The organism is Dolosicoccus paucivorans, from assembly GCF_900100125.1.
GTDB lineage: Bacteria > Bacillota > Bacilli > Lactobacillales > Aerococcaceae > Dolosicoccus > Dolosicoccus paucivorans.
In genome coordinates, this window is record NZ_FNEL01000080.1 from 1 (window position 1) to 4,414 (window position 4,414).

4 protein-coding genes, 4 tRNA genes, 1 other RNA gene and 1 pseudogene are annotated in these 4,414 nt (G+C 38.1%); 3 read left to right on the forward strand and 7 right to left on the reverse strand.

Annotated elements, in window-relative coordinates:
- Positions 1-180, reverse strand: a pseudogene (locus BLR79_RS08390) (IS30 family transposase); the annotation flags it as partial.
- 137 nt (positions 181-317) lie between these two features.
- Between BLR79_RS08390 and BLR79_RS08395 the strand changes: the two are divergent.
- The 3 genes from BLR79_RS08395 to BLR79_RS08405 all read left to right on the forward strand — a co-directional run bounded on the left by BLR79_RS08395 (position 318) and on the right by BLR79_RS08405 (position 2,137).
- A complete protein-coding gene (locus tag BLR79_RS08395; RefSeq protein ID WP_092086940.1) occupies positions 318-1,589 on the forward strand; it encodes a replication-associated recombination protein A in 1,272 nt (423 codons plus the stop codon).
- 39 nt (positions 1,590-1,628) lie between these two features.
- A non-coding RNA gene (gene ssrS, locus BLR79_RS08400) (6S RNA) lies at positions 1,629-1,815 on the forward strand.
- 61 nt (positions 1,816-1,876) lie between these two features.
- Positions 1,877-2,137 carry a hypothetical protein gene (locus BLR79_RS08405; RefSeq protein ID WP_092086943.1) on the forward strand — a complete coding sequence of 87 codons (261 nt, stop codon included), beginning with the start codon at positions 1,877-1,879 and terminating at the stop codon, positions 2,135-2,137.
- A 37-nt stretch (positions 2,138-2,174) separates the two neighbouring features.
- Here the strand turns inward: BLR79_RS08405 and pyrR are convergent, their stop codons facing one another.
- From pyrR to BLR79_RS08435, 6 genes are all read right to left on the reverse strand, one after another.
- Complete coding sequence (gene pyrR / locus BLR79_RS08410; protein WP_092086946.1) at positions 2,175-2,705, reverse strand: bifunctional pyr operon transcriptional regulator/uracil phosphoribosyltransferase PyrR; 531 nt, start codon at positions 2,703-2,705, stop codon at positions 2,175-2,177.
- Between the two features lie 11 nt (positions 2,706-2,716).
- Entirely contained in the window at positions 2,717-3,901 is a 1,185-nt protein-coding gene (locus tag BLR79_RS08415; RefSeq protein WP_092086949.1) for an acetate/propionate family kinase, read from the reverse strand.
- Between the two features lie 132 nt (positions 3,902-4,033).
- Positions 4,034-4,104 (reverse strand) — tRNA-Gly (locus BLR79_RS08420).
- A 49-nt stretch (positions 4,105-4,153) separates the two neighbouring features.
- Positions 4,154-4,226, reverse strand: a tRNA-Met gene (locus BLR79_RS08425).
- Between the two features lie 14 nt (positions 4,227-4,240).
- A tRNA-Ser gene (locus BLR79_RS08430) sits at positions 4,241-4,330 on the reverse strand.
- Positions 4,331-4,341: 11 nt separating this feature from the next.
- Positions 4,342-4,413 (reverse strand) — tRNA-Glu (locus BLR79_RS08435).
- Position 4,414: the final 1 nt, after the last annotated feature.

Here is a 4,414-nt window from a genome sequence, read left to right on the forward strand (position 1 = left end):
AGCTTTGTAGCCTTCATAATAGTCGATGATAGTTCCACCATCGTCTAAATAATGATAGACATTATAGATGGTTTGAGCAGATCTTCTTAACTTTTTAGCGACTATGTAAGCTTTTTCGCCAATTTCGTAGTAGTTTTCTATCCAAGTCAGTTCTTTCGTGGTAAGATGTGTATAGGCCATTTTGTGTCTACTCCCTTATTTATGATTGGACTCATAAATAGTGTAGCACAAATGGTCTTATTTGTTTTTTTTCTAGCTTAATTTTACAATTCAGGTTAGTATAAACCTAGTATGATAACACTTAAAGAGGTGAAATTATGGCTCAACAACCTTTAGCCTATCGTATGCGACCTCATTCCATTGAAGAAGTCTTAGGACAAGACCATTTAGTCGCACCGGGTAAAATTATTCACCGGATGGTCAAAGCAAATCGCTTATCTTCAATGATTTTATACGGTCCACCTGGAACCGGAAAAACAAGTATCGCCAGTGCTATTGCTGGTAGTACAAAATATGCTTTTAGAACATTAAACGCCGCAACCGACGGCAAAAAAGAATTAGAAATTGTTGCCCAAGAAGCTAAAATGTCAGGAAGTGTTATTTTATTACTCGATGAGATTCATCGTTTAAATAAAATGCAACAAGACTTTTTACTTCCTCATTTAGAAAATGGGCGTATTATTTTAATCGGGGCTACGACGGAAAACCCTTATATTTCTATTAACCCGGCTATTAGAAGTCGTCTTCAAATTTTTGAAGTTTATCCTCTCACTGCTGATCAAATTATTACAGGATTAGAAAGAGCCTTAAAGGATAAAGAAAACGGCTTAGGTAATTATTCCGTAGACATTAGTCAAGAAACATTAACAATGTACGCAAGTGTCACCCAAGGAGATATTCGCAGTGCATTAAACGCTTTAGAACTTGCTGTTTTGTCTACGGATCCTAAAGATGATGGGGTTATTTATATTACCCCGGAAATTGCTGAAGAAACATCGGGGCATAAACGTTTAGTTCATGACAAAGATGGAGACGCGCATTATGATGTCATTTCCGCTTTTCAAAAATCGATTCGCGGAAGCGATGTTGACGCTGCTATGTATTACTTAGCGGTATTACTTGAAGCGGGCGAATTAACCATCGCTTGTCGTCGTTTACTTATTACTGCTTATGAAGATATTGGACTAGCCAACCCGCAAGCGGTTGAGCGAGCAACATTAGCTGTCCAATCAGCTCAACAAGTGGGATTACCTGAAGCTAGACTTCCTTTAGCCTTTGCGGTAGCCGATTTAACCTTGAGCCCTAAATCCAACACTACCTACCGGGCGATTAATAGTGCGATGAAAGATGTGGCTGCCGGACGAGGCGGTCCGGTTCCAAATCATTTAAAAGATACTCACTATAAAGGAGCTAAAGACTTAAATCGTGGTGTCGGATATCAATATCCCCACGACTTTCCAAACCACTTTGTAAAGCAACAGTATTTACCGGATCATTTGATAAACCAACAATATTTCTATGCAGATCCAACTGGGAAATATGAACAAGTATTAGCTCAACAGTACCAACATTTAAAGAACCAAAGCTAATTTTGCGTAGATAAAATGTTATGGTATACTTATGATGCAAGGTATCTGAGATGTGCGAGTCATACTTTTTGTGTTGACCTTACAATCTTTTAATAAGGGGCTTTAAGATGTTTCGTAGGATGAAACGCCAGTCCCTCTGGACTTCAACAATACGAACTGTAAGCCCCACCTGCTTATAACGCGGGTTCAAAACAATCTTATGAAATACGGCATCATCGGTTACCTTGTGTAGGAGTTGGTCTTTACCAACTCCTTTTTTCATTCATTAATTAGAAAGGATTTTTCTCATGTCAGTTATTTTCACTTTATTTTTCGCTAGTTTAATTGGTATTGGCGCTTTATTGTGGATGAGTGCGGAGTCATTTTATCAATTAATCCCTACTTTATCGGTTAAGCAACTTAAAGGACTCAGCTTAGGATATATAACAATAGGTTTTCTATTTATCTTTTTTACTCATCATGCAACTTTTCGTTTAGTTGGTCTAACTATAGCAGGCCTCTACTCAGCAGGGGTTGCGCTATATTTAGGATTTAAACAAAGAAAATAATAAAAGCTGGCAGACTACACCGTCTACCAGCCTTAATTTATTCTATAATCTCTACTTGATCTGTTCCATCGACTTCTTTAACTTGAACGCGAACACGCTCTTTTTTAGACGTAGGAATATTTTTGCCCACGTAATCTGCTCGAATAGGTAACTCACGATGGCCACGATCCACTAAAATTGCTAATTGAATTTTTTGAGGTCGGGTTTGTGTAAGTATTGCGTCTAACGCTGCGCGAACTGTCCGTCCAGTATAAAGTACATCATCTACGATAATGACGACTTTATTGTTCAAATTACAGGATAACGGCTCTTTTTGAACTTGAGGTTCTTTTGTATCACTAATGTAGGATAAGTCATCTCGGTAAAGAGAAATATCTAAGCTAATACAAGGAACAGATATTTTTTCAAATTCGAATAAATTTTGTGCAATCCTTTTAGCTAAATATTCGCCTCGAGTTTTAATACCTACTAAAACGACTTCTTGTAATTTAACATGACTTTCAATAATTTCATGTGTCATCCGTCGAAGGGTTCGTTCAATATCTAACCCTTTCATAATAGCCGCCATTTAAATGCTCCTTACTTTAAACGCTCTACGTCACGAGCAATCGCAATTTCTTCGTTCGTAGGAATGTTTAATACCGCAACTTTAGAATCTTTAGAAGAAATAATTGCTTCTTCACGTGTATCATTTGCTTTTGAATCTAATTCAATACCAAACCAACTAATACCTTTAATGATACGGTCGCGCATATAAGCTGAGTTCTCACCTACACCAGCGGTAAAGACAATGCCATCAACGCCATTCATTGTCGCGATATATTGACCGATATATTTTTGAATACGGTTAACGTAAATATCTAAAGCTAAAATGGCTCTTTCATTGCCTTCATTTGCAGCACCTTCTACGTCACGCATATCGCTTGAAACGCCTGACAAACCGAGAACACCTGATTGTTTGTTTAAAATATCAATCATGTCGGAAACATCTGTTAAGTTCAACTTCTCCATTAAGTAAGGTAAAATTGAAACATCGATATCTCCAGAACGAGTCCCCATGGTAATTCCTGCCAGAGGAGTAAAGCCCATTGAAGTATCCACTGATTGACCATTTTCTACTGCTGTAATAGAAGCGCCATTTCCTAAATGACAAGTAATCAATTTCAATTCTTCCAACGGACGATCTAACATTTCGGCCGCGCGTTCAGCAACGTATTTATGACTTGTTCCGTGAGCACCGTATTTACGTACACCATATTCTTCATAGTATTCAGTTGGAATACTGTAAAGATAATTTTCAGCTGGTAATGACGTATGGAATGATGTATCAAACACTGCTACCATCGTTGCTTTAGGTAACTTGTCTTTAAACACACGCATAACTTGAGCTTGAGGTGGGTTATGTAACGGTGCAAGTTCACTTAATTCTTCCACACGCTCAATTAACTCTTCAGTAACAAGTGTCGAATCTTTGATATCTTCTCCACCGTTAACTACACGGTGACCGACTCCTGTAATATCATCATAATTATCGATAACATTATGTTCTTGTAGTTGCTCAAATAAGAGTTCTACAGCACGCTCATGGTTAGGAATATCTTCGCGCACTTCATAGGTTTCTCCATTATATTCTAATTCAAGTAAAGAATGATCAATTCCAATACGTTCAACTAAACCTTTGGCAATCACTTTTTCTTCTGGCATTTCAATTAATTGAAACTTTAAGCTTGAGCTTCCTGCGTTAATAGCGAATGTTAAACTCATAAAACTATTTCCTCCTCGTAAATCTAACTGATACCTTTATTATACCTAAATCGCTTACAAATGTCTTATTATGTGAATAAATATTGATAAAAGAACACAAAAAAAGCTCACAAAAGTGAGCTTACATTGTAAAGCGGGTGACGAGAATCGAACTCGCGACAACAGCTTGGAAGGCTGTAGTTTTACCACTAAACTACACCCGCATGATTATTAATTATAAAAGATTCATACATAATTATCAACTATAAGTTATTGCGGAGGTAGGATTCGAACCTACGACCTTCGGGTTATGAGCCCGACGAGATGCCAGCTTCTCCACTCCGCGATAATATAATATGAAGGAGGATAAGGGATTCGAACCCTTGCGAGCTTTTACACTCCTGACGGTTTTCAAGACCGTTCCCTTCAACCGGACTTGGGTAATCCTCCACGATAAAAAATGACCCCTACGGGACTCGAACCCGTGATACCACCGTGAAAGGGTGGTGTCTTAACCGCTTGACCAAGGGGCCA

Excerpts from the sequence above, each read along its gene's own strand:
- BLR79_RS08415 (WP_092086949.1), bottom strand. The coding sequence starts at position 3,901 with ATGAGTTTAACATTCGCTATTAACGCAGGAAGCTCAAGCTTAAAGTTT.
- BLR79_RS08395 (WP_092086940.1), top strand. The coding sequence starts at position 318 with ATGGCTCAACAACCTTTAGCCTATCGTATGCGACCTCATTCCATTGAA.
- pyrR (WP_092086946.1), bottom strand. The coding sequence starts at position 2,705 with ATGGCGGCTATTATGAAAGGGTTAGATATTGAACGAACCCTTCGACGG.
- BLR79_RS08405 (WP_092086943.1), top strand. The coding sequence starts at position 1,877 with ATGTCAGTTATTTTCACTTTATTTTTCGCTAGTTTAATTGGTATTGGC.